Genomic DNA, 25,466 nt, shown 5'->3' with positions numbered 1-25,466 from the left:
CCTCAATAAAACCGATCAGACTATGAATAAAATGCATGATAACCACGTACGAAAAGGTAAGGGGCGAATTCAATCACAGTGCTGCTCGGGTTGTTGAGCATCCAATGCGTTTAGCACTGCTGGCGGTAGTTTTACTGGCCTGAAAGCTGAACGGGGGAAAACGGTTCTGTCGCATGAGCGTAGGTAAGTCGGCAAAAGTTATGTTGCCGGCTATTTAGGCAGCCAGCAGATACAATTGTTTCTCAGGTGACATTCCTCACTTTGCGGATGCTGATAATGTCCTTTGCGTATTCAGTCGGCTTTGTTGAATAAATCGAACTTTTAGCCTTAACCAGGATCAGATCACCACATTGCTGATCCTGTAGCGGTATCACGTGGCAAAACAAACGTTCAAAATCACCAACTGGGCTACCTACAACAAGGCGCTCGTCAACCGGGGCTCACTGACATTCTTGCTTGATGAGTCGGCCATCCAGGCCTGGTATGACGAGCCAAACACGTCTTCACGTGGTCGTCCGCAACGTTATTCTGAGCTCGCTATTACCACCGTACTGATGCTCAAACGCGTCTTTCGCCTCACGCTGCGCGCCGCGCAGCGATTTAGCGACTCCATTCTTTACCCTGATGAAGCTTCCGCTCCGGTGCCCGGATTACTCCTGCGTCAGCAGACGGGCCAGGTCCGTCAATATCCCGTTCAAAAACCCCACGCGCGGCGAAATAGCCCATCTGGTTATCGACTCCACCGGATTAAAAGTCTTCGGGTAAGGAGAGTGGAAAGTGAAAAAACACGGCCAGGAAAAGCGCCGCGTCTGGCGTAAACTGCACCTCGCGGTAGACTCTGGGCATAGGTAAGATACCAACAAACGCACTGAGCCATAAGATCGACCGGATAATGCAGACGTTTAAAGACTTTCTGATTGAAGACATCAGTAGATAGTATCTAGAAAAAGCAATACCTTACCCTAAGACTACATAATGCAACAGAACCGCCGCTCTCAAGCGCCCTACTTTTTGGCTGCTTCAACACTGCGGAATCTAGCAAAAACAACAGATCCTGCAGTCGGCACTACATCGACTTCGGTATCCGGCAGGTTGAACCTTTCTGCCTGCGTATAATTATCCAGCATCAGTCGGTTAACCCGATATGGTGTGAGATAACTGACCAGCGCAAAACCCCGTCTGTCCGTCGTGACGCCAAACTGGTTATCGACGCCGATCCCCGGTGAATGGCTGACTTCCACCAGCGCCATCGTATCACCTAGTGTTTGTCCCATAGTAAGACCATACGGATGAAGCATCAGGCTGCCGGTGACATCGACATTACGCTGGCGGAAATTCCCTCCCTGCGAGAAGCCAATTCGCATTTCACCGGCATTGTACTGATAGCCCAGCGATGCATTGACACTGTCATTCTCGGTCTGACTGTGCTGCCCTCCGAGGCTGTAACTCAGGCTGTAATCCTCCAGCGCCGTACCGCTGACCGACACTTGCTGGCTGCGTTCTTCATGATGCGAAAATGTTCGGGATACGTTCAGTTTTGGTCTGTTTTTACTGAATATTGTCAGGGGAATAGAAACATCCAGCGTGATTTCTCCGTTAGCCGGAAACCCTGCATCGCGCTCCCAAGAAAGGGCGAAACCATAATCGATATCATTCCAGGTATGATCTGCGCCGAAAATCAGGCTGGTATTGTGCTGGTTTTTTTTGCGAAAATTATCGCGTTGCCAGGTCAGGTATAAATTGCTGTTTTCGCCAATATTTTGGTTGAGATACGCGTTGAAACTGGTGAGCTTTTCCGGATCAAAACCCCCGTCGTAATGGCCTTCGTCGTCCCAGTCCCACCAGTATGTCTGCTGCTGATAAATGGTTTCCTGAAAATTGCGAAAACGTTGGCCGCCGGGGAAATACCGTGCCTGGATGCTCAGGCTGGTACCGGCAGGAAGAAATGCTTTGGCGTAGCGTATCCGCCAGACGTTACCACGATCCCTTTCCGGTCTGCGCGGGTCTTTTGCCAACGATAAAAGGGTATCAACGGAAACAGCCCCACCTTGCCCCATCGAGAGGCCGACACCGCCGCCCCAGCTTTGGTATATCGGTGAGGACATTCCGCCAGCAAACAGTGAAAGCCGTTCTGTCAGGCCGAATGTCACTGTGCCTTGCATAAAAGAAGGCTGCTGGTAACCAGTGCCTTCCCAGCGCTTGTAATGCCCGGCTAATAACTGATAGTTGATGACATTATGATGCGTCAGATTTGGCATCGCAGCATATGGCATCGTTCGCAGCGTTTCAGTGCCATCGCTTTCCGTGATAGTCATCTCCAGATCCCCTTCTGAGCCAGGAGGATAAACATCGTGAAGAACGAAAGGGCCGGCAGCGACAAATGTCTGATATATCACCGAGCCATTCTGGTGAAGCACGACTTCAGCATTGCTTTTAGCGATACCACGGATTGTCGGTGAAAACTGACGTAAACCGTCGGGAAGCATCCGTTCGTCGGTGGCAAACATCACACCACGGTAGCTGAAATTATCGAATAAATTGGGCGGTGATGTGCTGTCACCGAGCGTCAGCAGAGCGCGCAGAGAACGAATCGTCCGGCTCATGGCGGCGTTTTGCGTCAGCCAACCACGCTCGCCATAGGCGCTCTGCTGATACTGATGTCCGACACGCAGCTGCCAGCCAGCCAGGTTCAGACCGGAATCCAGCGTGAAGTAAAGGTCGTTTTTATCGGTCTGATAGCGGTAATTGCGGCCGCTGTTACGCTGATAGTTCACATGATAATTGGTAAACAATGCGGGAATGCCGTCATCCCACCGGCTGGACGCAATGCCATTTTTCTTATTGCTCATCAGCTCAGAAGGCACCACTAATGTGACTAACTGCGCGTCCCTGTCGAAAAAATATTTAACGTCCCAGTAGCTGAGCTCGCTTCTTTTCAGGCAACCGAGTGCATCAAAAGACGCGGTTTCTTTCATCGCGGGTAGAAAACCCCATTCACGTAAGAGTGAAGGGGAAAGACAGGCATAATCCTGGTTGAAATTCAGGGTGATACGTCCGTGATAGACGTTGTTAACGAGCGTAAATACCTTCCCGGCGCTGACCGGAAGAGAGGGCAAAAGCAGTGCAAAAACAAGGCTTATTTTTCTGAGGGTCATGGTGAGGAGGGAGAAACCACTCACAGCAACATAGCGCTGTGAGCGTTATCGCATCAGCCTTTCAGCGCGGCGAGTTCACTGCGTGCAGCCTGGAGTTCAGCCTGAATTTCCTGAACGTCGGCACGTTTCTCTGCCAGTTTTTTCTGGTATTTCACAATCTTGCTTTGCTTGCCTTCAGCCTGAGCTTCGCGCAGATCGGCCTGGACTTCACGTACATCTTTCTGTTTCTCGGCCAGTTTCTTCTCAAGCTTAGTGACTTTTTGCTGTGCCTTTACCGCTAAGCTGCTGTCAGTACAGTGGGCTTTCACTTCTGCCAGTGCCTTTTTCAGGCCAGCAACTTTGTTGTAGTTACCGTATTTTTGAGCTTCTTTAATCTGATTCTCAATGGCGGCGCTTTTAGCGTTGCAATCATTGCCTGCGGCTGAAGCGGTTGAAACATAGCCTGCACTCAGGCCCAGCACTAAAGATAAGACGGTCAGTTTTGCAATTTTTTTCATTGTTTGGCTCCTCGTAAAGCGATATCCATTATCCCTTGGCGTTACCTGAGTGTGTCCAGGCAACGTGTTCAGAATAGGATTTATGAAGGATAAGTCACAACGGGCTGCCGCCTTAAGCTTGCTGTAGGAATGACTGATTCATGTGTAGTCCCGCTTATTCAGTTCATCCGTGCGGGTATGGATGGCTGTGAGCAACGTCTGCAGACGCAGACGCAACCTGCGGATTTCATCATCTGAAGGGCGTTTGATGCATTGCTCCATCGCATGACATACCTGACATAATTCGCTGGCGCCAATTATCCTGATCCCACCTAGTATGCGGTGCATCAGTGCCTGAAAATCTTCTAGCGCGGCACCTGAAGTCATTTGCCAGCTATCAAGTCGTTCCAGTTCTTCATTCAGGCTTTCCGCCAGAAGCGTTAAGAAAATACGCTGAGTGTCAGGCGTGCGCAGTTCGGCGGGTAAATCCTCCAGGCAAAAGTCGTTGCCGATGTCGTCCGGTATATCGCCATGGCGGTGCAGGGATTGTAACTTTTCAGCTAACAGATTGAGATCAATCGGTTTAAACAAGCAATCGTTCATTCCTGCCTCAAGGCAACACTCGCGAACGCCAGGCTGTGCCGTGGCAGTAAGTCCCCAGATGGGTAGAGGGGTCGCGCCTGTGCTCCGCTCACGTGCGCGTAATTGCCGAGTAAACTGATAGCCATTTAGCCGGGGCATATTGCAATCGGTGATCACCAGATCGACGTGTTGTTCCGCTAATATCTGCAAAGCCTGCTCACCTTCACTGGCGCTGTGCGTGCGGTGCCCCAGAAAGATAAGTTGTTGCTCAAGCAAATGCCGCCCTGCAGGGTGGTCTTCCGCAATTAAAACTGACAGGCAGTTACGGCTTTCTGCCGCACAAAGTGCCGGGACGTCCTGCGCAGTTAAAGGGGCGAGCCGAAGTGCGGACAGATGAAGCGTGACCGTTGTGCCGTTCTCCGGCTGGCTCTGCAGTTCAATTTTTCCGCCCATCATGTCCGTCAGACTACGGCAAATATATAAACCGAGACCGCTTCCTCCCTGGCTGCTGCTGACCTGTGAGAAAGGCTGAAAAAGGCGATGTATTATCTCCGCGCTGATGCCACAGCCACTGTCCTGTACCTGAATGCGTAGCCCCATACGCGGGTGGTCGGTCGGTTCATGTTCCGCGCGCAGGATGATTTCGCCGCTGCCAGTGAATTTCACCGCGTTGTTGAGCAGGTTAGACAGAATTTGTTTGACCCTTAGCGGGTCGATCAATAAATCACCCTGAATTTCAGCATCGATTTCAAGGCGGTACTCCAGCCCTTTCTCACGCGCCAGCCCTTCAAACATGATGGCCGTGCTTTCAATCAACTGGCGAATATCCGCCCGCTGAGGATGCAAAACCAGCCGGTCAGATTCGATACGGGCGATATCAAGAATGTCCCCAATCAGAGCCAGCAACGATTGGGCTGAATCATAAGATTGCTGTAATGAACGCCAGTCAGCCGTATCTATTTTATGACGGCGTAATACCAGTTCCAGCAAACCAATAATGGCACTCAAGGGAGTGCGGATCTCATGACTCATTGTCGCCAGAAAAATGGTTTTAGCGCGGCTGGCGCTGTCTGCCTGTTCGCGTGCCAGCGTGAGTTCAGTAATCAGCCGTTGCTGACGGCGGTGGCGGTAGAAAAATAACATCGCCGCTGCCATGCAAATTCCGATAATTCCCGCGGAAAGCAGATCATTACGCAGTAAAAACGAAGTGTATGTATGCGCCGGGACTCCCTCATCCCCCATCTGGATATTGGAATACCAGTTGCTGGTCAGCGCGTGTAAGTCTTCCGGCTGAATATTGAGCATGGCTTTATCGAGGATAGCCACCAACGGATAGTTTTCTGGCGAAACGCCCAGGGCAAAGCGTGCTGGGTCGTTGTTCAGGCTTGAGATAATTTGTAAGCTGTTGGCGTAATAACGGGGAAGCAGGAAATCCGCTGAAATAAGCGGCAGAACCATGCCGTCTGCTTTTCCCTCCATCACCAGATTCAGACCTTCAAGATGAGATTCCACCGGCAAAATTATTACACCAGGATATTGTTTTTCCGAACGTTTTTCAAGTTCATCTCCGGCCTGCAACGCAATTTTATGTAGGCCGGCGTGGCTATTTTTTCTGCCTACCATTACCCAGGAATTAAACAGGTAAGTCCGCGTGGTTAGCAGTCCGTTTGCCCAGATATTATCCAGCGTGACGCCAGCAACGACATCGGTTTCCCCCTGCTGGGTCATCCCGAGGACATCACGCAGAGTTCCGATGTTTTTTACCTCAAAATTCAGCCCTGTTCTTGCACTTATAGCGCTGAGTAAATCTGCTGTCAGCCCGCGGTAATGCCCGCTTTTATCAAAAAAACTCAACGGGGCGTAGTCCTGAACCACCGCGACGCGTACACGTGGATGTGCCGCAATCCATTTTTGCTCAAGAGGGGTCAGTTGCAGCGTTTTATCGCTTAAGGACAGCGGTATTCCCCCGCTCCATCGCCGCAGAATATCAACGCGAACATTGTCCGGGATTTGACTGAGAATTTTATTAATGATATCGGTCAGTTGCTGATTTTCAGACGTGGTGGCGAACGCAAAGCCTTCAGGCTGAATATTCAGCAAAGGGTTTATTTGCAGATTGTTCAGATTCGCCTGATTGATCAGGTATTTTACCATCGTGCTGTCGACAATATAGCCGTCCAGTTGCCCGAAAGAGATGCCCTCAAGCGTACGGCGCGGAGAATTATCGCTGACAAAATGCGCGCGCGGGAACTGCTTGAGTATCGCAGGGTTTCCGGCAAAGAGCGTATCGATGGCGATTTTTTCTTCCCCGCGGGGGGCAGTTTCCAGCGATCCGTCACGTTTTATCAGCACCGGTATGCTGGCGACATAGGGCTGACTCAGTAGCAAGTGATAACGGTGTTTCTCAGTACCGCCGGCATTGGCGATAAGATCAATCTCGCCCTCTGCAAGCGCATCAAGCATTATTTGATAAGAAGGGTAATAGCGTACGGACACGTTGATATTCAGATAACGGGCGATCATGGCCAGGTAATCCGCGCTGATGCCGCCGTAATCATTGATACCGGAAGTGATGTCAAAAGGTGGAAAATTGGGTGACGACGCACCAAATCGCAACTCGCGTTTTTTGCGCAGCCAGCTCCATTCAGCCTGGGAAAGATCGACATCGTTGAGATTGATCTGAGTTCTGCCCAGTAGTTTCAGCTCGGTGAAGGGAGCGTGTTGGGAGGCAACAGAAAACACCGCAGGTAGCAACAACAGAGCGAAAATCAGAATGAACGAAAAACGCTTCATGATCTGGCCAGAATGTCTTCTAGCTGCTTTTGTATCTGCCCTGAGTCAGTGATATTTAGCTTTTCCATTAAACGCGTTTTGTAGGTACTGATGGTTTTATTGCTGAGCAATAAGCGAGTGGCAATCTCTTTGTTGGTCAGGCCGGCGGCCAGATAACGCAAAACCGTGATTTCACGGTCGGAGAGTTTCTCAAGCGGGGATCCTACGGGAGTCTGGGCCGCGGCCATCAGACGTGTCATCAAAAAAGTCGGAAAGCAGCTATAACCTGCGAGGATCAGGTTACACAACGTAGGCAGGTGGCTGAGCTCTTCATCTTTGCTGAGGTAGCCGTTAGCACCCGCACGACAGGCCCTTTCCGCATAAAGCTCGCTGTTCTGACCGCTGAGGATCAGCACTTTTGCCGTACTGTCGTGGCGGCGCATACGCTGCAGAATTTCCAGTCCGTCCATTTTTGTCAGCGCGATATCGAGAATGACCAGCGATGGTGCAAGCTCTTTCACCAGAGCCATCGCCGTGACGCCGTCATTGGCTGTTGAAATATGAAAGTCAGGGTTTTTACCCAGAATGGCTTTCAGCGCAAAACAGATAGCCGGGTGGTCATCAACTACGATGATGTTAGTCATTGTCATTCATTCCATGAATTAGGGTCTGTTGCATTAATGCAAAAAGTGTGTGGTAAATGCGGCAGGGTTATTTTTCAGGCAACCAGCAGATAAAATTGTTTTGCCGAGGACAATCCCTCCCCGCCCGGATGATGCAACTGCCCCTTACGCAAGGTGTGTATCACTTCGATGCCAGCCAGAAGCGTCTGTGCTCGCCTGAAAGACTTGAATCCCAGCATCGGGCGTATCCTGCGTTTGATATTCCGATAATCCTGCTCAATCAGGACTTACGTTGCCTGACGATGACAGTCTCCTCTTCTGCACTAACGGGCTGATACTACCGCTAAGTCTGTAACAGACAGGCTTACCGACTATGGCACACAAATGTATGCTAATTTATATAACTTAAAAGAATAAAAAATAAAAATATTAAATGGTCCGAATCTTCTATTGCCGTGGAATTCTGGGTATTCATATCCTCCCCATAATCCATTCTTGCTTTGATTTATCGATATTTGCAAAGGACCTGTTCTTGCCCGGCACAAAATCAGCATCAGGGTAGCAATGTCCGCTAAGAGTGAGAAGTGGACGCGCCCCGTTCACATCCCGGCCATGCACCATACTTGCTGGTAACCTGCAAAACCACTCATATTTACCCTAACATCAGTTTGCGTGACCCTCTGAAACGTGCTGAACGCGATTCGGGTCAAAAAGAGCAAAATCTGCCATCTAATGTCCCGAAAACTGTCCATAAGCTTGTAGATAAATCTCGCTTTGAGAGCATAGCTATGGCGTTAAAACAGTCAAAATGATTTTGGCACTCGTTAAGAGAGGGAACCGGAAAAAGGAGATGTAATAGTCATCACTCTGGTCCTCTCCAACGTCCCCTTCTGGCACCAAGCGGACCCGCGTAATAGTCACAGTCGTTCAGAAACGAGCAAAGGGATAAGCCAGATACACCGCTACCATGACGGAAAGACTCACTATCACACTGACGATAAAGTGGGTTTTGAACGGCTGCTTTTGCGTTTTATGGCGGAAGAGTTGCTGGCCTACCATCGCGCCAGGCCATCCACCCACTACCCCAAAGACCAGCAACGTGGATTCCGGGACTCTGCGCCAGGACTTTCGCGCCGCTATTTTGTCCACACCGTAAATCATCAGCGTCAGTAAGTTGGCGAGCAGGAACCAGATAACAACGGGATGCGGTACAAAAAGGCAGGCAACCGCCGATAAGGCCAGCAGCAAATAACAAAAACGATTGAGAGTCATATCATTAGTCACAGCAGTTTTAAGGTGATCGGGTTGCATCATACGCAAGACATTCCCCGAAACGTTGAGCTGAATTCAGCCTCTCCGATCGTGAAACCAGGTAGCGCTGGATTACAGGAGCATTTACATATCCAGTGCAGCAAGAAGGGTAGCTTCCATTTTCTCCGGGGTGGTGTATGGCGCAAAACGCTTGAGCGGTTTGCCGTCGCGCCCGACCAGGAACTTGGTGAAGTTCCACTTGATCCGCCCACCCAGCACGCCGGGCAGTTCGTCTTTTAGGTAACGAAATACCGGGTGCGCGGCTGCGCCGTTGACCTCCACTTTCTCGAACATCGGAAAGCTCACACCATAGTTGATATGACAGGTCTGCGCGATTTCGTCAGCGCCGCCGGGTTCCTGTTTACCGAACTGGTTGCAGGGGAAACCTAGCACCACCAGCCCCTGAGCGGCGTATTTCTTGTAAAGCGCTTCAAGGCCCGCGTATTGCGGTGTGAAGCCACAATGGCTGGCGGTATTAACCACCAGCAGCAGCTTGCCAGCGTACTCGGCCATAGAGTTCAGCTCGCCCCCTAAACGGGTGGCTGTAAGTTGATGAAAGGGGGTCATGTCAGATTCCTTAGGGCATAATCAATTTGACGTAAACATTGCCACTCAGTTCGTTGCTGCAGGGCACATGCCGTGGGTCGTGGCGAGTAGATACTGCTACTTGGTGTAATAAACTCTGTTTCATCAAATGGGCTTCACGTTAACACTTCGGCCCTGCTATTGTCCTTGCCATCAACTGCCAGAACCCGACAGCGTAGCCCTGACGTGAGGGAGGCTCTGCGGATAATTTTGCTGGATAAACTCGATCATTTTTTCCCGCACCAGGCAGCGTAAATCCCAGGCCGTGGGGGAATTCTGTGCCGTCATCAATAATCTGATGGTCATGGTTTTGTCCGTAGTGTCGGTGACCTGAAGTACCTGAGTCTGTTGATCCCAGAGTTTGGTTTCACTGAGGACTTTTTCGAAATGCTGACGCAGAGGTTCTAATGGCATGGAGTAATCCAGGTACAGAAAAACTGAGCCTAATATTTGCGCGTTATTCCGCGTCCAGTTCTGGAAAGCATTCTCTGTGAAGTAGGTAATCGGCAGAACCAGTCGACGCAGATCCCAGATACGCACCACAACATACGTCAGATTTATCTCCTCTATCCAACCCCATTCATTTTCTACCACCACGGCATCATCAATTTTGATCGGTTGCGTGAACGCTATCTGAATACCGGCAAACAGATTGACCAGCGATTTCTGTAAGGCAAAACCAATAATTATTCCGGCAACCCCAGCACCAGCCAGAATGGTAGTGCCGAATTTCCTGACGCCAGGGAAACTGAGTAGGATCAGAGAAAGACAGAAAAGCACAAGGAGGACGATAGCGACCTTTTTGACATACATTATCTGAGTGCGGATTTTACGAGCGCGAAGGTTATTCGAAAGATTGATGTCATAGCGTATAAAAAGCATATCCTGCACGACATTAGTCAACCGAATTAAAACGGAGCAAAATGACAGTATAATAAAAACATTAATCGTTGTAGTTATAAACCCAAGAGTAACCGGGTGAATATTAATATAATTAATGCCGACATTAATTAGCAGCAAGGGAATGAAAAGAAACAGCGATCCTCGCAGGTGCTTTTCGAGGGATTTGAAGAGCTTTCTGTCACGACCTTGCCAGTAGCGGATGAATCTGAGGAAGATAAATCGGGCCAGAAAACCCAGTAAAAATGAAAGCGTAACGAGTAATAAAGCAGGTACCCATGATGGCGCACCAGATAACTCACTAAATATCAACGGCATTATTTTCCCTTAAAGTAAACTGACAACCCTTAGTCATCAGATAAGTCTCAAAAAATGCTTCAAGTTTTTTCTCGGTTATCAAAATACAATGTAATTCATAATCACTAATTTTACAAAAAAACAATGAATTTACGTTATCAATGCTGAGTTGATTAATAATTCCTTGTTATTATACGATGCTCGCAGAATCACGATTCTTAACGGTATGATGCCGCCTTAATTAACGGCTCACAGGGATTTCGTTGGAAGTGTGTCAGGAAGGAACATCGAGGTTTGCAAGAGTCACGGGGCTTATTGCCTTCGCTTGATCGACAGGTATCCGGCTGCGGTTCGCTCGCTGACCGTTGACCTTCAGCAATCAGTAACTGCATTCAGCGCCTTGAGAAGTCAGTGGGCGTCCCATTGCTCGCCCCTGCCACGAAGTCATAACGCTGAGGGTGGAAAGTCGCCAGCCAGCGTGCTTAACAGTGCCTTTTCCAGCTTTTCAGCGGTGATAGTAAAGGGAAGATGCTGCAAACTGTCAGCTGGGAAGCGGATCTCTTCTGCCAGCTTTCTCACCCTTATCGCCCGGTCATCACCAATAAACGGTAATGTAAGCGGCGTATTGAAACGCGCTAACAGTTCCAACAGCTTGCTGTCTGGTCGATGGCTGTTTTGTTCAATAATCGATTGCACCAGCAGGCTGAAGCCGACTTTCTCACCGTGCAGCCAGTGATAGAATTCGGGTTGATGCGTCAGGCGGTCGTGGATCACATGTGCAAATCCCGGTGTAGAGAGCTCATCCTGAATGCTGTTCGCCAGCCCGGCCAACACGATATTGGCTTCAATCACTTTCTCCAGCGCTGGCGTCACCCGCTGTTGCGCATTGTCGGCAACGGCCTGCTCTCCCCATCGTTCAAAAACGCCCACCGCCTGCCATGCGGCCAGCACCTTCAGATCCACGGCCAGACGGTCGGGATTTTGCCGTTGATAGGGCTCAAACTCGTACCACTTGGCCAGCGCATCCACGATGCCTGATTTCAGATAACGCACGTCGCTGCGGGCGATAACCTCACTGTCTACCAGCACCCATTCCGGCAGCTTATTCAACGGCTCACTGCGAAGATGACCACCCTGCTCGTTATAAATAATAGCCAGCGGTGACCAGGCCGCGCAGGTAGCTGCCAGCGTGGGAAAATTAATCAGCACTAAATCGGGCAACGCATTGTTTACCGCCTTGGCGCAGTCCAGCACCCTTCCACCTCCAATGGCTAATACCACTTTCACATCCTGCTCCAGCACGCTGGCTTGTAACGCTTCTATTGCCGCATCAGTACACTCACCGTGTTGATAGTTGAGCTGCCAGCGGATACCGGCGCGTTCAAGACTTTCACTCACTTCCGGGTTCACCGCCTCCCAGGCCTGTGGCGAAGTGTAGATGTGAATACGCAGCCCAAACGGGGCAATAATCTTACCCACTTCAGCACGAAGTCCAGGCCGTTGCAGGTAGGCTTTCGGCGATTTAATAACAAACATGGGACTTCCTCTTTTACGTTAGCGACGGTAAGCCAGCGATCTCACTATCCGATCGCCCATCTTTTGAATGAGCTGCACCATCACCAGCAGCACCACAATGGTGGCCGCCATGATTTGATTGTCAAAGCGTTGATAGCCGTAACGTATGGCCAGATCGCCCAACCCGCCGCCGCCCACCACGCCTGCCATAGCGGAAAAACCAATCAGCATGACAAGGGTTAAAGTGATGCCGGCAACCAGGGCTGGCAAGGCTTCGGGCAATAACACGCGGCTGACGATGTGCCAGAGATTCCCACCCATCGACACCACGGCCTCGATGCGCCCACGATCGACTTCATCCAGCGCGTTCTCCACAATGCGGGCAAAAAAAGGAAAGGCACCAAGCGTAATCGGCACAATCGCCGCAGTGCTTCCCAGCGTGGTTCCCACCAATAAACGGGTGAAGGGGATCAGAGCAATCAACAGCACCACAAAGGGCAAAGCGCGACCCACGTTGACTAGCGTATTCAGCACGACAGCGATAGTCCGGTTGGGCAAAATGCCGTTTGGCCGGGTCAGAAACAGGAGCACACCAACGGGCAAGCCCAGCGCCACGGTAAACAGCGCCGCAAGCAGCACCATATAGAACGTTTCGTAAGTGGCATTCAGCAACAGATCCTGAAAACGATCCCAGTTTACGCTACGCATCTGGCCTGCTCCTCTCGCTGGTATCTGGCGATAAAGGCCCGATCGGCTTCACCATCTTTCAGTAACATCTGGCGCAGGCGGCTGTCGCTACGGCCCATAATGTCGGCTACGCTGCCGCTTTCAACCAGCTTGCCCTGCTCCAGCAGTGCCGCACCGTCACAGATGCGCTTCACCACCCCCATTTCATGTGTGATCAACACGATAGTAATGTTCAGCTGCTGCTGAATATCGGCCAGCAGATCAAGAATCGAGGCGGTTGTTTCTGGGTCCAATGCGCTGGTGGCTTCATCACACAGCAGATAACGGGGTTTGGCGGCCAGCGCGCGCGCAATGCCAACTCGCTGCTTTTGCCCGCCGGAGAGTTGTGAAGGCCACGCCTTGGCAAAGTCCTCCAGACCGACAAGCTGAAGCAAATCTTTCACTCGCTCGCGACGTTGTCTGGCTGGAACACCGGCAATCTCCAGCGGCAAATCTATGTTGTCGTGAACGGTTCGGGAGTGCAGCAAATTGAAGTGCTGGAAAATCATCCCCATCTGCTGACGCTGGCGGCGTAACTGCGGCAAACTGAGTGTCGCCAGGTTTTCGCCATCAATCTCAATCTGCCCGGAGGTGGGCTGTTCAAGCAGATTCAGACAACGCAACAGCGTGCTTTTCCCCGCTCCGCTGCGCCCTAAAATGCCGAAGATGGAGCCGTCCTCAATCGCTAAAGAGACCTCATCTAAAGCCGGCACCTCAGTGCCGGGATAGTGTTTGCTGATGTGGGTGAGTTTAATCATGCTTCTGATCCGAAACCGGGATGACCGAGCCGTTGTAGTTCTTGCGGATAAAATCGGCCACCTGCGGTGAAGTCAGGTCTTTTGCCAGCTGCAACACGCGCGGATCTTTTGCCAGTTCCGGTGTGGTGACCAGCAGGTTGGCATACGGATTATGCTCAGCGGACTCGAGCCCTAACGCATCTTTCGCGGGAGTTAACCCAGCTTCCAGCGCGTAGTTACCGTTGATAATGGCGGCATCCACGTCATCCAGCGATCGCGGTAACTGTGGAGATTCAATTTCAATAATTTTGATTTTCTTCGGGTTGTCACTGATGTCTTTCGGCGTGACCAGCGTCGATCCTGCCTGCCCCTGCGCATTCAGTTTGATCACCCCTTTTTGCTGTAGCAGCCAAAGCGCACGGCTAAGGTTGGTGGTGTTATTCGGTACCGCGATTGTGGCCCCCTGCGGCAGCGCCTGCAGGCTTTTCACTTTGCGTGAATAAATCCCCAGAGGCTCAATATGCACGCTTGCCACCACGCTAAAGGTCTTGCCCAGCGCTTTTTCCTGGTCCTTCAGGTACGGCAGATGCTGGAAATAGTTAGCATCCACATCGCCCGAAGACAGCAGTTCGTTCGCATTCACCCCACCGCTCAGTTCCACAATGTTCAGGTCGAGCTTTGGATCGATTTTCTTCACATACTCAAGGATCTCGGCATGGGGGACCGGATCGGCGGCTACGCGTAAAGGTGCAGCCTGCAGGCTTTGCGCTACCAGTAAGGACAGTCCTGCCAGGGTAAATACGGTCTTTTTCAGCATCATCATTCTCTTATTGTTATTGACTGTTGGTCTGTTCGGGATAGAAGCGTCGGGCTACTTCAGGATGTGAGCGCAGGCGGCCTTTCAGGTAATTCCAGCCGACTTCACGTAATAAGGGATTCAACGGATCGCTGGTTGGGCCAAGCGCCAACTGGGCCAGAGAGTCAGGCAGGTGATAAACAGGGACTACCGCGTCCAGTTGCGCACCGAGGAAAAAGGCAACCGATAAGCGTTCCTTTTCGGCCGTGGGTGAAACAACGCGATGGACAGTGGCACGCAAGTATCCGTTGCTGGCGAGTTCGAGCAATTCACCGATATTGACCACAAAGGAACCCGGTAAAGGCGAGGCAGCAATCCAGTTATCTGGCGTGACCTCAACCTGTAGCCCAGGCTGGTCGTCCTGCAATAACAGCGTCAGGAAGCCAGAGTCTTTGTGCGCGCCAACGCCCTGAGAGGATTCAGAGTCCTGCCTTCCGGGATAGCGGATCAGCTTGATGTGCTCGTTCGGGTAAGCGCCGTAGAGGGTATCGAAAGCGTTGCGGGGCAGTTGCAACGCCTCGGCAAAGCCGCGCAGCAGTTCCAGCGCGACCTGAGTCATCTCCTGCTGCCAGCCAGTCAGCACTGTTTTTAATTCCGGCAAGGCTTCTGGCCATTGATTCGGTCCCTGCATCCGCTGCCAGGTCGGTGATTCTGGCTCGTCAGATAACGCTTCACGCTCGGCACCAATATCAAACTGCTCCCGGTAATCCGGCTGGCTACGGGTTATTTCCACCCCTGCCAGGTTATAGCCGCGAAAATGGGGGGAGTTCTCCATTTTAACTTTCAGCTTGTCTTCCTGTGGAAGCGAAAAAAAAGAACGGGCCACCGTCTGCACGTTATCTAATACCGTTTTTTCAACACCGTGGTTAATAAGATAAAAGAATCCCACCTCACGTGCGGCCTCGCCGAGTTTCTCAATAGCTTGTTTTCTTTGCTGCTCACCGCCGGTTAACAGGGCGAAATCAATAACCGGCAGCGCTGGCGAATCTGAAGGGCTCATTAGTCTTTTCCCGTTGGCATGTCATAGAACAACAATGCCATTTCCGCCGGGGCTTAACTACGAAGTAATCCTGCAATGAATATGCATCTGGCAGAATTTAATAACGAAATATGAAACAGCCGGAATAACAGCTCATTACTCGTCGGTGTAGTGTACAAATTGCGGCGGGTTATACGCCGTAATCTCTGGAAGTGGCTGATCGAATCGCTGAATGTCGACAAAGCAGGTTTGCGCGCTGCAACCTTGCCCAAGGCGAGAACTGCCGCGATCTTCGGTCAACACATTTGGGTTGCCATGTTTATCCAATGGCGCGGCCTCATCCGAATGTAGCGGGTCGTACCAGGCGCCGGTGGACATCTGCACCACGCCGGGAAGAATGTCCCGCGTGAGGTGCACGCCTGCCAGTAACGCCCCGCGCTGGTTAAACACCTTCACGATGCTGTTTTCGCGGATGCCGCGCGGCTCCGCATCTTCCGGATGCATCCAGACAGGTTCGCGCCCGGCGATCTTGGTTTGCTGGCTGACCCTGCCGTGATCGTACTGGCTGTGCAACCGCGTGCGGGGTTGGCTGGAGAGCAAATGCAGCGGCCATTGCTGCTTCACCGCTTGCTGAGCAGCGTATTCTGGCTGATGCCAGTGCGCATAGCCTGGCGCTTCCTCATAATCAAAGCTGGCAACAGTGGCAGAGTACAATTCGATTTTGCCTGACGGTGTGGACAGCGGCGAAGCTTCCGGATCTTCTCGAAACGCCTGTAACATGATCTGCGGTTGTTCAGGACGGGCGTACTCCAATTTACCGGCCACCCAAAAGTCGCTGAAGGGAGGCAGCGTAATCCCCTGTTCCTCCGCTCGCGGTCTTGACCCCTCGTAAAGAGCAGCTAACCATTCCCTTTCAGAACGGCCCTCGGTGAACGACGGAGCAAATCCCAGCCTGTCAGCAAGCGCGGCGAAGATCGCATAATCAGACTTAGATTCGGCAAACGCCGCAATATGTTGCTGCATGGCAATCATAAAACCGTCATTGCTGGCGCTGCCGATGTCTTCACGCTCCAGCGATGTGCTGGCGGGCAAGACTATATCGGCAAATTTCGCCTGCGCGGTCCAGAATTGCTCATGCACGATGAGGGTGTCAGGACGCTGCCAGGCCTTCACAAGCTTGTTCAGATCCTGATGATGATGAAAGGTATTCCCGCCTGCCCAGTAAATCAGCTTGATGTCGGGATAAGTCTGCGACTGCCCATCAAAGTCGAACTGTTCGCCGGGCTGCAACAGCATGTCAGCTATACGCGCGACAGGGATCCGGCTGCTGACCGGATTTTTACCCACTGGCAAACGCGGGCCAGAGAAGACCCGCCTGTCTGCCCCCGCCAGATTGGTCGAGGCATAACCGAATCCAAGCCCACCGCCAGCAGTGCCAATTTGCCCCAACAATGCAGTAGTCGCGACGACGGCCCAGTAAGCTTGCTCTCCCTGCCGGGCACGCTGCACGGACCAGGCAATATTGATCATGGTTTTGCTGCCAGCCAGACAACGGGCAAGCTGACGAATTTGCTCGGCGGCCAGCCCGGTAATGTTGGCTGCCCATTCCGGGCTTTTCGTCACGCCATCGGTTTCACCCAGCAGATACGCGGAATACTGCGCAAAGCCGACGGTGTACCGTTCAACAAAATCCTGGTCATAAAGTGCTTCGGTAATCAGCACGTGGCACAGCGCCAGCAACAACGCGGTGTCTGTGCCGGGTTGAATAGCCAGCCACTGCGCTTCTGGCACCGCAGACAGATCGTTTTTCACCGGGCTGACGTTGATAAAGTGCGTGCCGTTCTCCCGCATTTTCTCCAGCCAGTACGCCAGCGCATGGTCGTTCGCCCCGCCACCGTTAACCTGCGCGTTACGCAGCGGCAGGCCACCGATAGCCACAAACACCTCGCAATGTTCGGCCAACACCGGCCAGTGCGTATGGCGCCGCTGTAGTTCGTCCAGATCGCCCAGAATATGCGGTAGTGTGCGTTCCCCTGCGGCAATGCTGTAAGTATTGGTGCTGGCGGTGTAGCCGCCGAACTGGTTCAAGAAACGGTGCAGCTGGCTTTGCGCATGGTGAAACCGCCCGGCGCTGGACCAGCCATAAGAGCCGCCGTAAATCGCCTGATTGCCGTGTTGCTGTTTCACTCGCGCTAGCTCATCAGCCACCAGTTTCAACGCCACATCCCAGCTGACTTCGACAAAAGGTTCTTTTCCGCGCGCTGCTCGTGAGGCGGCTTTCCCCTGAAGATAGCCAAGCCGTACCGCCGGATGCTGAACTCGGGTGGAGCCCTGCACCGCGCCCGGTAAAGAGTCGCCGATCTTTGAAGGATTACGATCCCATTCCACTGGCTTAACGTCAGTCAGCACGCCTTGCTCGGTGGTTACGCGATAGGTTCCCCAATGCATTACGGCCAGGTCTTTATTGTTCATGGGCTGATTACTCGCGGCGTATACGGCGCGCCAGACGCGTGCCGAAGGTCTGCAACAACTGGACGATAACGATCAGGACCAGTGCCGTTGAAAGCGTGGCAAAAGCATCAAAACGTTGATACCCGTAAGTGATGGCTAAGTCCCCAATCCCACCGCCACCCACGGTTCCCGCCATTGCGGTAGCCCCAAGTAAACCGATGGTGGCTGTAGTCAGCGCTAACACCAGCGATGAAGCGACTTCTGGCAGCATGAAATACCAGATGGTCTGAAAGGGGGTGGCGCCCATTGCGTTAGCGGATTCGAGGATGCCTTCATCCACTTCCAGCAACGCGCTTTCAACCAAACGAGAAATATACGGCGCGATAAAGATCACCAGCGGCACAATCGCGCCCGGCGTGCCAATGGTGGTATGCACCAGAAAGCGGGTAAACGGCAGAATAGCGATCAGTAAAATGATGAAGGGCAGCGAGCGGATCACGTTAACAATCGGGTTCAAAATCTGGTGCACAAAGCGGTTTGGCAAGATCCCGCCGGGACGGCAAATCACCAGTACAATCCCCAAAGGGATGCCGAGTAATGAACCAAACCCCAGCGAGACGGCAATCATCACCGCGGTATCATGCAGCGCAAGCAGAAACTGATCGCCGGTGATGGCGGTATCAAAGAGTTCAAACATGGGTAATTTTCACTCCCGACTGGCGAAGAAAATGGATGGCCGCCTCGGTGTGTGACGGCTCACCTTTAATCTGCACAATCATAAACCCGAGAATAGTGCTCTGAACTTCCGACATGTTGGCAAACAGAATATTAACCTCCACCGGGAAGTCGCGGATTAAGCGGTTAACGATCGGCTGTTGTGCGGTAATCCCGATAAATTCCAGCCGCAACGCTTGCGCCCTCTCCTGCCCGGCAAGCAGAGCCAACGTCTGTTCTGGCAGCCGATCGTGGATCACCGACTGGACAAAACTGGCACTTACCGCATGCTGAGGATGAGCAAACAGGCTCAGCACATCGCCCTGTTCAACAATCCGCCCCTGCGCCATTACCGCTACTTTGTTGCAAATCTTCTGCACTACCGACATTTCATGCGTAATCAGCACAATAGTGATGCCATAACGCTGATTAATCTCTTTCAACAGCAGCAGAATTTGCACCGTGGTCTGCGGATCAAGCGCTGAAGTGGCTTCGTCACACAGCAGAATAGAGGGATTAGTCGCCAGCGCACGTGCAATACCCACCCGCTGCTTCTGCCCACCGGACAACTCGTCAGGAAAGCTGTTAGCTTTATCGCCCAGACTGACAAACGCCAGCAGCTCTTCCACTCGCGCACGGATAAAAGCTTTATCGCGCCCTTGTAAAATCAGCGGGATAGCCACGTTATGGAACACCGTTTTGGCATTCAGCAGATTAAAGTGCTGGAAGATCATGCCAATGTCTTTCTTAACGTTATTCAACCGGGACTTGGTGACCCCTTGCAGGGATTCACCGTTTACCAGCACGTCACCTTTGCTCGGCGTGTCCAGATGATTGATCAAGCGCAGCAGCGTGCTTTTACCCGCGCCGCTGGTGCCAATCACGCCATAGATGTCGCCCTTTTCAATGGTCAGGTCGATCTGCTCAAGGGCCAGAAACTCGACGTTCTTGCGTGAAAAGGTTTTGCTGACGTTGCGAAACGCGATAGTCGGCTGGCTCATTTGAAATAGTCTGGCAACAGGTAGCCCTGATACTCAGCGTGGCTTTGAATATACTGTTTGAATTCGGCAGAGTGGTAGCCAGCAATAATCTCTTTGGCGAACGGGGCTTCTTTGTTTTTGCCCGCAACGGTCACGATATTAATAAAGTTACTGGTAGGCTCTTCCAGCTTCAACGCAGAGCTCAGCTTCATCCCGCTGGACACCGCGAAGTTGCCCTGAATCACGCCGTAATCCACGTCTGGCAGCGCCCTGACCTGCTGCGCATTATCCATCTCTTTCAGCACGATTTTATAGGGATTTTCCGTGACGTTTTTCTGAGAGAAGGTGGCGGGATCGCTGTTCGGGCTGATTTTTAGCCAGCCAATACTCTGCAATAACAACGCCGCACGATACTCATTAGAAGCCTGATTAGGCACTGAGACGGTAGCGCCTTCAGCGGGCTTTTCCAGCGTGTTGATTTTGCCTGAATAAAGCCCCATCGGCGGTGTTGGCACCTGCACAATGCCGACGTTATCACTGCCCAGACGATCGTTTACCGACTTCAGATAAATGGGATGCTGCATGATATTGGCTTCGATATTACCGCGACTCACCGCATCGTTCACCTGAATCCCGTCGCTGAAGTCTTTGTATTCGACCTTATAGCCTTTTTTAATTAAATAAGGCGCAACACCCTTCTCGAACTGCTCTTTATAGGGACCAGGATTAAAGCCCACTCTGATCAATTTACTGTCATCAGCGTGGGCTGTGGACAGAAGTGCGGCTGAAGATAACAGACTAAATACAATCCCCTGCAATACAGACTTGCTCATGGTGAAATCCTTAATGCGGATAATGAAAGAAAACAATTAAATCACAGCTAAAGTTTGATGTAGAAGGTAAACCCGCGTCTGGCTTGGGCTTTATTCTGCTAAAGATAGTTGTAAGATGAATTAAACGTTCCTGGCAATAGACAGACTTTTTTGTGCTAACGATAACCCGGTATTTTCATATTATCCCCGTGCCAGATATGACATTCTTCCCGGCTTAAACATATTTTTTCCGGTGGGAATATGCCTGATTTTGCCGCATCGCAATTAGTGAAAGACTTAGAAGAGAACGTATTTAGCGTGCTGGAAAAGCTGGCAGCTAAAGTGGACAGATCGCAATTACCGCTAATCGATCTGTCATCTGGCAGTCCGCGCCAGCCAACGCCCCCGGAAATCATTGCCAGCTTGCAAGCCGCGGCGGAAAACCCTGGCAATCACGAATACGCCTCTTTCTGGGGCAAACCGCAGATCCGCGAGGCTATTGCGGCATTTTATCTGCGCGAATACGCGGTAGAACTGAATCCAGAGACCGAGATTGCGGTTTTTCAGGGATCGCACATTGCTGTCAGCGGCGTCCCTCGCGCGCTACTCAATCCCGGACAGGTGCTGATTTCAACCGATCCCTGCTACCCACTTTACCGCTCTGCTGCCAGACAGTCGCAGGCGGATTTTTACGGGATTCCACTTGATGAAAACACGGCTTTCCTGCCGGACTTCAGCCGTGTTCCCGAAGATATTGCCCGGCGTGCTGGCCTGCTGTTGCTCAACTATCCGCATAATCCCACCGGGGCTGTCGCCACTGCCGCCTTGTTTCAGGATGCGCTGAAATTTGCCGAAAAGTATCGTGTGCCGTTGCTGCATGACTTTGCTTACGCTTCAATAGGCAGCAACCGGCAGGATCAGCCGATCAGCCTGCTGTCACAGCCTGGCGCAAAAGAGTGGGGAGTGGAGGTGTATACGATGTCCAAAAGCTTCCTGATGGCTGGCTGGCGCTTTGGTTTTGCCGTGGGCAATGCTTCGATTATCAGCGCCTTCAAAAAGCTGCACACCCACAGCTACAGCACCGTTTATGGCGCGGTACAGGATGCAGCTGTGACTGCGTTGGCATTGCCAGGCGAACGCATACGCGGGCTGGCCGAGGTTTATCATCAGCGACGCGAGCAAGTGTTAGAAAAACTGGCAGAGATGAACTGGCCGGTGAGGAAACAACAAGGCACCTTCTTCCTCTGGCTGCCAGTACCAGCAGGATTTAGCGGAGAGGATTTTGTTGGCAAGCTCCTTCAGGATGCCCACGTGCTGGTTGCTCCAGGCGCAGCATTCGGGGTGAGCGGTAGCCAATATGTCCGCATCAGCCTGACCGTGCAGACTGAGCAGCTGATGACAGCTCTGGAACGTATTGCGGCGTTGAAAGTGTTTGACCGTTGAGTACAGGATTTACAGCAGGGGGAATACCCTAAAGCATTCCCCTTGGAGATCATTTAGGAAAATCAGTGCCCACAGACGTGTCTTTCCAGGCTTCCACCTGGGTCAGTCGGGCTTTCAGTTTGGCGGTAACAGCATCATGCCCCCACGCGCCCATCACCAGATGCCTTGGGGCTTCGTCAGTGTGCGTGATAGCAATCATCGCCTGAGCGGCACGCACCGGATCGCCAGCCTGTTTTCCGCTGTTGTCTGAGGTGCCTTTCATCCTGGCGGCAGCGGTTTCCTCGTAATCGCCAATTTTGCTCGGCGTCTGATGCAGTGAACGCCCTGCCCAGTCAGTGCGGAATGGCCCCGGCTCAACGCAGGTAACATGAATACCCAGCGGGCCGACTTCTGCCAGTAGCGAATCTGACCACCCTTCAACCGCATGTTTGCTGGCCGAGTAATAACCGGACCCCGGGAAGCCAATAATCCCGGCAACGGAGGTAATATTGATGATATGCCCGCTTCCTGCTTTGCGCATCGTCGGCAGCACTTCCCTGGTCATAGCAAAAAGACCAAAGACGTTGGCATCAAACTGGGCACGGATCTCCTGCTCTTCACCCTCTTCTACCGAGGTCTGATAGCCGTAACCTGCATTGTTCACCAGCACATCAAGGGTGCCGAACTTAGCCAACGCGGCAGCCACACCCGCTTTGATGGTGCTGCTATCCGTGACATCCAGTGACAGGGCCAGTGCGCGGTCTTCTACTCCGGTAACCAGGTCTTCAACTTTTGACTTATCACGGGCGGTCACCACCACGCGGTAATTCTGTTTCAGCAGCTCTTTCACCAGTTCGCGACCAAAGCCAGTGGAACAGCCGGTAATAAACCAGACGGGATTGTTGTCTGTAGCCATGTCGTTATCCTCTGAAAAGCGTAAACAGAAGCGTAGTTCATCAGGACATCGCCTGCGACATCAATCCGAAGGTTTGCATCCCCTCAGGCTGCCAGGAAACGCCGCGGATCATCGCGATCGGGCCATCAACTTCGGTCATACCAAGGGTATTCAGCCAGTCGCCCAGGCCGGATGTGCTGTCGGTATCAATACGGACAAATTGCCCCTGTAGCCCAGCCAGCAGCGCGCTGACCAGCACTTTTGCATGGACTACGTCGCGGCAGATGATCGGGCCAATGGCATAGCCATGACCAAATCGGCGCAGGCTGGCAAAACCTTCAACCGTCCCCTGCTCTTCCAGCAGCAAAATGCGTTCAGCGCTGTCAAACAGACTGGCGATCAACTCAGGGCGATACTGACCCTGCGCCTGATGGTCCAGCGTAATCATCAACTGCTGTTCGTCCAATCGGGCCGGGCGCAGCAGTTGTCGCTGGTCAGGCAGCACCGGGATCACTTCAGCCAGCGCCTGGCACTGATGCTGTTCAATAAATCCGGTGCTGACAAAGCCCAACTTCTCGTACAGTGGTTTACCCCTTTCGGTGGCGTGCAGACGAACATTGAAGCCGTCCAGTTTTTGCAGTATCGACTGCATCAGCTGTTTGCCAATACCTTTGCCCTGCGCGTGGTCGGCAACAATCACCAGCCCGATCGAGGCGTACTCTTTGCCCCAACGCCAGAAAATGGCCGTGCCAAGCAGTTCACCCTCCTGTTCAGCCACGATGCCTTCGCCCAGTTGCAGCGCCTGCTGCCAGTCGGCCAGGCGGTGCGGCCACTTGAGGTTTTGCGTCAGAGCGAAGGCCTGTTCAAGATGCTGGTCCTGCATTGCACAAATCTGGTGAGTCATTCTTTTTTCCTTAACAGCCTGTGGCGCTCGGTGCATTCTGGCTTACCGTGGCGAGAAGGAATATCCGGCTAAATCTGGAAGTCGAGCACCGGCTCTTCCACGGAAACGGACAGCGCCTGGCGCTTGATCTCTTCCAGCGACAGATTGGCGTTGCACAGCTCCAGGAATTGCCAGACGAAGTTACGCTGCAGTTGGCCGCGCTTCAGTCCCAGCCAGACGGTGTTGGATTCAAACAGGTGCTTGGCTTCCAGCCGGGTCAGCGAGGAGTGCTCATCCAGCTGGCAGGCCTGATCGGCCAGGACACCGACGCCCAATCCTAACTCAACATAGGTTTTCACCACGTCAGAATCCTGCGCACTTAAGACGATATCCGGTTTAAGGCTGGCAGCATGGAACGCACGGTCAACGCGCGAACGCCCGGTGATACCTTGTCTGTAGGTAATTAATGGATAGCGGCTTAACGCTTCCAGAGAAACAGGCTGCTGATGTTCCAGCTCGTGCCCTTTTGGCACCAGCAGCGCATGGTGCCAGTTAAACCACGGGAAGGCCGCCAGCGCCGGGTTGTTCACCACCTGTTCGCTGGCGATGCCCACATCGGCTTCACCTGCGGCAAGCATAGTCACAATCTCCTGAGGCGATCCCTGATTCAGTTCAACACGGACGTTGGGATAAAGCGCACGGAAGGCTTTAATCACTCTCGGCAGAGAATAGCGTGCCTGCGTATGGGTGGTGGCGATGGTCAGCACACCGCTGGATTCATTGGTAAAGACATCCGCCAGCCTGCGCACCTTGCCCGCTTCATCCAGGATACGTTCAGCGATGGTCAGCAGCGCTTTACCCGGTTCGGTCATTCCCAGCAGACGTTTGCCACGACGAATAAACAGCTCCACGCCCAGCTCATCTTCCAGATCGCGGATATGACGGCTGACGCCCGACTGCGAGGTGAATAAGGTATTGGCAACTTCAGTCAGATTAAAGTCGCAGCGAGCGGCTTCCCTGATGATTTTAAGCTGTTGAAAATTCACGCGCGCGCCCCTTTCTATTTTCTGTTGGATAGCGTCATGTTAAGGAGGCTTATCAATATCAACAAATAATAAAAAAAGGTTTAATATGCTTTTTAGTGCTAAGAAGTGAGGCGCGCAACCGCGCGCCCGACAGAGGGGATTAGCTCACTAACATCAACTCGCGGTCTTCTACTACCGGCTTATTCAGCAGCGATAACAGAATATTTTTCACTGCCTGAGCCGAAGGAGAGAGCGGCACACGGGCAGAGACATTCAGCGACAGCGGCAGATTCAGCGTTGGGCTGTTGATGCGGGCCATCCACGCATTGGTCGAACTGACCAGCGCACGGGCGGCAGATTCTGGCAGCACGGTGACACCCATTCCGCTTGAAACGGCGGCGGTCAGCGTGGCGATAGATTCGATTTCACCGATAATACGGGCACTGAGACGACGCAGTGAGAAGGCTTCATCAACGCGTTTGCGCACGGCGCTGTAGTCACGCGGCAGGAACAGGTTCATCAGGGCCACGTCTGCCAGGTCAATGGTCTGTCCTGGGCAATCCGTCGCGCCTACCAGATACAGCTCTTCTTTCATCAGCGGCATGCTGGTGATGCCAGCTGTCGGCGCACGGTCGTAAAGAACCGCCATGTCAAGCTGCCCATTCATCACTTTTTCGTTTAATGAAGAGCCGCTGTTCTCGTGCAGATAGACCAGCACATCCGGGAATTGCTCACGCACGGTTTGCAATAAAGGCATGGTCAGCGATGAG

21 protein-coding genes and 2 pseudogenes are annotated in these 25,466 nt (G+C 52.4%); 2 read left to right on the top strand and 21 right to left on the bottom strand.

Annotation, left to right across the window (positions count from 1 at the left end; genetic code table 11):
• Positions 1–374: 374 nt before the first annotated feature.
• A pseudogene (locus tag WCC56_RS04635) lies at positions 375–840 on the top strand (IS5 family transposase); the annotation flags it as partial.
• Positions 841–1,004: 164 nt separating this feature from the next.
• On the opposite strand, the gene WCC56_RS04630 reads toward WCC56_RS04635, so the two are convergent.
• From WCC56_RS04630 to WCC56_RS04550, 17 genes and pseudogenes are all read right to left on the bottom strand, one after another.
• Entirely contained in the window at positions 1,005–3,155 is a 2,151-nt protein-coding gene (locus WCC56_RS04630; protein WP_424691253.1) for a fimbria/pilus outer membrane usher protein, read from the bottom strand.
• 53 nt (positions 3,156–3,208) lie between these two features.
• Complete coding sequence (locus tag WCC56_RS04625; protein ID WP_424691252.1) at positions 3,209–3,652, bottom strand: DUF1090 domain-containing protein; 444 nt, start codon at positions 3,650–3,652, stop codon at positions 3,209–3,211.
• A 138-nt stretch (positions 3,653–3,790) separates the two neighbouring features.
• Positions 3,791–7,006, bottom strand: coding sequence for an ATP-binding protein (locus WCC56_RS04620; protein ID WP_424691251.1), 3,216 nt, complete (start codon positions 7,004–7,006; stop codon positions 3,791–3,793).
• Positions 7,003–7,629, bottom strand: a complete 627-nt coding sequence (locus tag WCC56_RS04615; protein ID WP_424691250.1) for a response regulator — start codon at positions 7,627–7,629, stop codon at positions 7,003–7,005. Before WCC56_RS04615 ends, WCC56_RS04620 begins: the two co-directional genes overlap by 4 nt.
• Before the next feature lie 74 nt (positions 7,630–7,703).
• Positions 7,704–7,892: pseudogene (locus WCC56_RS04610) on the bottom strand (DDE-type integrase/transposase/recombinase); the annotation flags it as partial.
• Positions 7,893–8,535: 643 nt separating this feature from the next.
• The gene (locus WCC56_RS04605) at positions 8,536–8,880 is read right to left on the bottom strand and encodes a DUF1294 domain-containing protein (RefSeq protein ID WP_424691249.1); all 345 of its coding nucleotides are present in this window, start codon (positions 8,878–8,880) and stop codon (positions 8,536–8,538) included.
• 123 nt (positions 8,881–9,003) lie between these two features.
• Positions 9,004–9,486, bottom strand: a complete 483-nt coding sequence (locus tag WCC56_RS04600) for a glutathione peroxidase (RefSeq protein ID WP_424691248.1) — start codon at positions 9,484–9,486, stop codon at positions 9,004–9,006.
• A 171-nt stretch (positions 9,487–9,657) separates the two neighbouring features.
• Entirely contained in the window at positions 9,658–10,722 is a 1,065-nt protein-coding gene (locus WCC56_RS04595; protein WP_424691247.1) for a mechanosensitive ion channel family protein, read from the bottom strand.
• Positions 10,723–11,145: 423 nt separating this feature from the next.
• The gene (locus WCC56_RS04590) at positions 11,146–12,237 is read right to left on the bottom strand and encodes an iron-containing alcohol dehydrogenase family protein (protein WP_424691246.1); all 1,092 of its coding nucleotides are present in this window, start codon (positions 12,235–12,237) and stop codon (positions 11,146–11,148) included.
• 18 nt (positions 12,238–12,255) lie between these two features.
• Positions 12,256–12,924, bottom strand: coding sequence for a methionine ABC transporter permease (locus WCC56_RS04585; protein WP_424691245.1), 669 nt, complete (start codon positions 12,922–12,924; stop codon positions 12,256–12,258).
• Positions 12,912–13,700 carry a methionine ABC transporter ATP-binding protein gene (locus WCC56_RS04580; RefSeq protein ID WP_424691244.1) on the bottom strand — a complete coding sequence of 263 codons (789 nt, stop codon included), beginning with the start codon at positions 13,698–13,700 and terminating at the stop codon, positions 12,912–12,914. The genes WCC56_RS04585 and WCC56_RS04580 overlap by 13 nt, the downstream gene beginning before the upstream one ends.
• Positions 13,693–14,502, bottom strand: a complete 810-nt coding sequence (locus tag WCC56_RS04575) for a MetQ/NlpA family ABC transporter substrate-binding protein (RefSeq protein WP_424691243.1) — start codon at positions 14,500–14,502, stop codon at positions 13,693–13,695. Before WCC56_RS04575 ends, WCC56_RS04580 begins: the two co-directional genes overlap by 8 nt.
• 10 nt (positions 14,503–14,512) lie before the next feature.
• Positions 14,513–15,535 (bottom strand): isopenicillin N synthase family dioxygenase, encoded by a 1,023-nt coding sequence (locus tag WCC56_RS04570; protein ID WP_424691242.1) that lies wholly within the window; start codon positions 15,533–15,535, stop codon positions 14,513–14,515.
• A gap of 135 nt (positions 15,536–15,670) precedes the next feature.
• Positions 15,671–17,986: a molybdopterin-dependent oxidoreductase gene (locus tag WCC56_RS04565; RefSeq protein ID WP_424691241.1), complete on the bottom strand. Its 2,316-nt coding sequence runs from the start codon at positions 17,984–17,986 to the stop codon at positions 15,671–15,673.
• A 7-nt stretch (positions 17,987–17,993) separates the two neighbouring features.
• Positions 17,994–18,662: a methionine ABC transporter permease gene (locus WCC56_RS04560; protein WP_424691240.1), complete on the bottom strand. Its 669-nt coding sequence runs from the start codon at positions 18,660–18,662 to the stop codon at positions 17,994–17,996.
• The gene (locus tag WCC56_RS04555) at positions 18,655–19,680 is read right to left on the bottom strand and encodes a methionine ABC transporter ATP-binding protein (RefSeq protein ID WP_424691239.1); all 1,026 of its coding nucleotides are present in this window, start codon (positions 19,678–19,680) and stop codon (positions 18,655–18,657) included. The genes WCC56_RS04560 and WCC56_RS04555 overlap by 8 nt, the downstream gene beginning before the upstream one ends.
• On the bottom strand, positions 19,677–20,492 hold the full coding sequence (locus WCC56_RS04550) for a MetQ/NlpA family ABC transporter substrate-binding protein (protein WP_424691238.1): 816 nt from the start codon (positions 20,490–20,492) through the stop codon (positions 19,677–19,679). Before WCC56_RS04550 ends, WCC56_RS04555 begins: the two co-directional genes overlap by 4 nt.
• A gap of 240 nt (positions 20,493–20,732) precedes the next feature.
• Here WCC56_RS04550 and WCC56_RS04545 point away from each other — a divergent pair, with 240 nt between their 5' ends.
• Positions 20,733–21,914, top strand: a complete 1,182-nt coding sequence (locus WCC56_RS04545) for an aminotransferase class I/II-fold pyridoxal phosphate-dependent enzyme (RefSeq protein ID WP_424691237.1) — start codon at positions 20,733–20,735, stop codon at positions 21,912–21,914.
• Positions 21,915–21,963: 49 nt separating this feature from the next.
• Here the strand turns inward: WCC56_RS04545 and WCC56_RS04540 are convergent, their stop codons facing one another.
• The 4 genes from WCC56_RS04540 to nac all read right to left on the bottom strand — a co-directional run.
• Positions 21,964–22,809 carry an oxidoreductase gene (locus tag WCC56_RS04540; RefSeq protein ID WP_424691236.1) on the bottom strand — a complete coding sequence of 282 codons (846 nt, stop codon included), beginning with the start codon at positions 22,807–22,809 and terminating at the stop codon, positions 21,964–21,966.
• A 40-nt stretch (positions 22,810–22,849) separates the two neighbouring features.
• Positions 22,850–23,692, bottom strand: coding sequence for a GNAT family N-acetyltransferase (locus WCC56_RS04535; protein WP_424691235.1), 843 nt, complete (start codon positions 23,690–23,692; stop codon positions 22,850–22,852).
• Positions 23,693–23,760: 68 nt separating this feature from the next.
• The gene (cbl, locus tag WCC56_RS04530; RefSeq protein ID WP_424691234.1) at positions 23,761–24,717 is read right to left on the bottom strand and encodes an HTH-type transcriptional regulator Cbl; all 957 of its coding nucleotides are present in this window, start codon (positions 24,715–24,717) and stop codon (positions 23,761–23,763) included.
• Between the two features lie 139 nt (positions 24,718–24,856).
• Positions 24,857–25,466, bottom strand: a 610-nt coding sequence (gene nac / locus WCC56_RS04525; RefSeq protein WP_424691233.1) for a nitrogen assimilation transcriptional regulator NAC, incomplete at its 5' end; no start/stop codon positions are given.

Source organism: Erwinia sp., from assembly GCF_049696395.1.
Classification (GTDB): Bacteria; Pseudomonadota; Gammaproteobacteria; order Enterobacterales; family Enterobacteriaceae; genus Erwinia.
The sequence above is the reverse complement of the archived record's forward strand: the minus strand, read 5'-3'. Positions and strand labels throughout refer to the sequence as shown.

Coding starts and splice junctions, on each gene's coding strand:
- WCC56_RS04570 (WP_424691242.1), bottom strand. CDS start 15,535: ATGAGCCCTTCAGATTCGCCAGCGCTGCCGGTTATTGATTTCGCCCTG.
- WCC56_RS04535 (WP_424691235.1), bottom strand. CDS start 23,692: ATGACTCACCAGATTTGTGCAATGCAGGACCAGCATCTTGAACAGGCC.
- WCC56_RS04605 (WP_424691249.1), bottom strand. CDS start 8,880: ATGACTCTCAATCGTTTTTGTTATTTGCTGCTGGCCTTATCGGCGGTT.
- WCC56_RS04560 (WP_424691240.1), bottom strand. CDS start 18,662: ATGTTTGAACTCTTTGATACCGCCATCACCGGCGATCAGTTTCTGCTT.
- WCC56_RS04580 (WP_424691244.1), bottom strand. CDS start 13,700: ATGATTAAACTCACCCACATCAGCAAACACTATCCCGGCACTGAGGTG.
- WCC56_RS04590 (WP_424691246.1), bottom strand. CDS start 12,237: ATGTTTGTTATTAAATCGCCGAAAGCCTACCTGCAACGGCCTGGACTT.
- WCC56_RS04565 (WP_424691241.1), bottom strand. CDS start 17,986: ATGAACAATAAAGACCTGGCCGTAATGCATTGGGGAACCTATCGCGTA.
- WCC56_RS04625 (WP_424691252.1), bottom strand. CDS start 3,652: ATGAAAAAAATTGCAAAACTGACCGTCTTATCTTTAGTGCTGGGCCTG.
- WCC56_RS04575 (WP_424691243.1), bottom strand. CDS start 14,502: ATGATGATGCTGAAAAAGACCGTATTTACCCTGGCAGGACTGTCCTTA.
- WCC56_RS04540 (WP_424691236.1), bottom strand. CDS start 22,809: ATGGCTACAGACAACAATCCCGTCTGGTTTATTACCGGCTGTTCCACT.
- WCC56_RS04620 (WP_424691251.1), bottom strand. CDS start 7,006: ATGAAGCGTTTTTCGTTCATTCTGATTTTCGCTCTGTTGTTGCTACCT.
- WCC56_RS04615 (WP_424691250.1), bottom strand. CDS start 7,629: ATGACTAACATCATCGTAGTTGATGACCACCCGGCTATCTGTTTTGCG.
- WCC56_RS04630 (WP_424691253.1), bottom strand. CDS start 3,155: ATGACCCTCAGAAAAATAAGCCTTGTTTTTGCACTGCTTTTGCCCTCT.
- WCC56_RS04545 (WP_424691237.1), top strand. CDS start 20,733: ATGCCTGATTTTGCCGCATCGCAATTAGTGAAAGACTTAGAAGAGAAC.
- WCC56_RS04585 (WP_424691245.1), bottom strand. CDS start 12,924: ATGCGTAGCGTAAACTGGGATCGTTTTCAGGATCTGTTGCTGAATGCC.
- WCC56_RS04595 (WP_424691247.1), bottom strand. CDS start 10,722: ATGCCGTTGATATTTAGTGAGTTATCTGGTGCGCCATCATGGGTACCT.
- WCC56_RS04555 (WP_424691239.1), bottom strand. CDS start 19,680: ATGAGCCAGCCGACTATCGCGTTTCGCAACGTCAGCAAAACCTTTTCA.
- WCC56_RS04550 (WP_424691238.1), bottom strand. CDS start 20,492: ATGAGCAAGTCTGTATTGCAGGGGATTGTATTTAGTCTGTTATCTTCA.
- WCC56_RS04600 (WP_424691248.1), bottom strand. CDS start 9,486: ATGACCCCCTTTCATCAACTTACAGCCACCCGTTTAGGGGGCGAGCTG.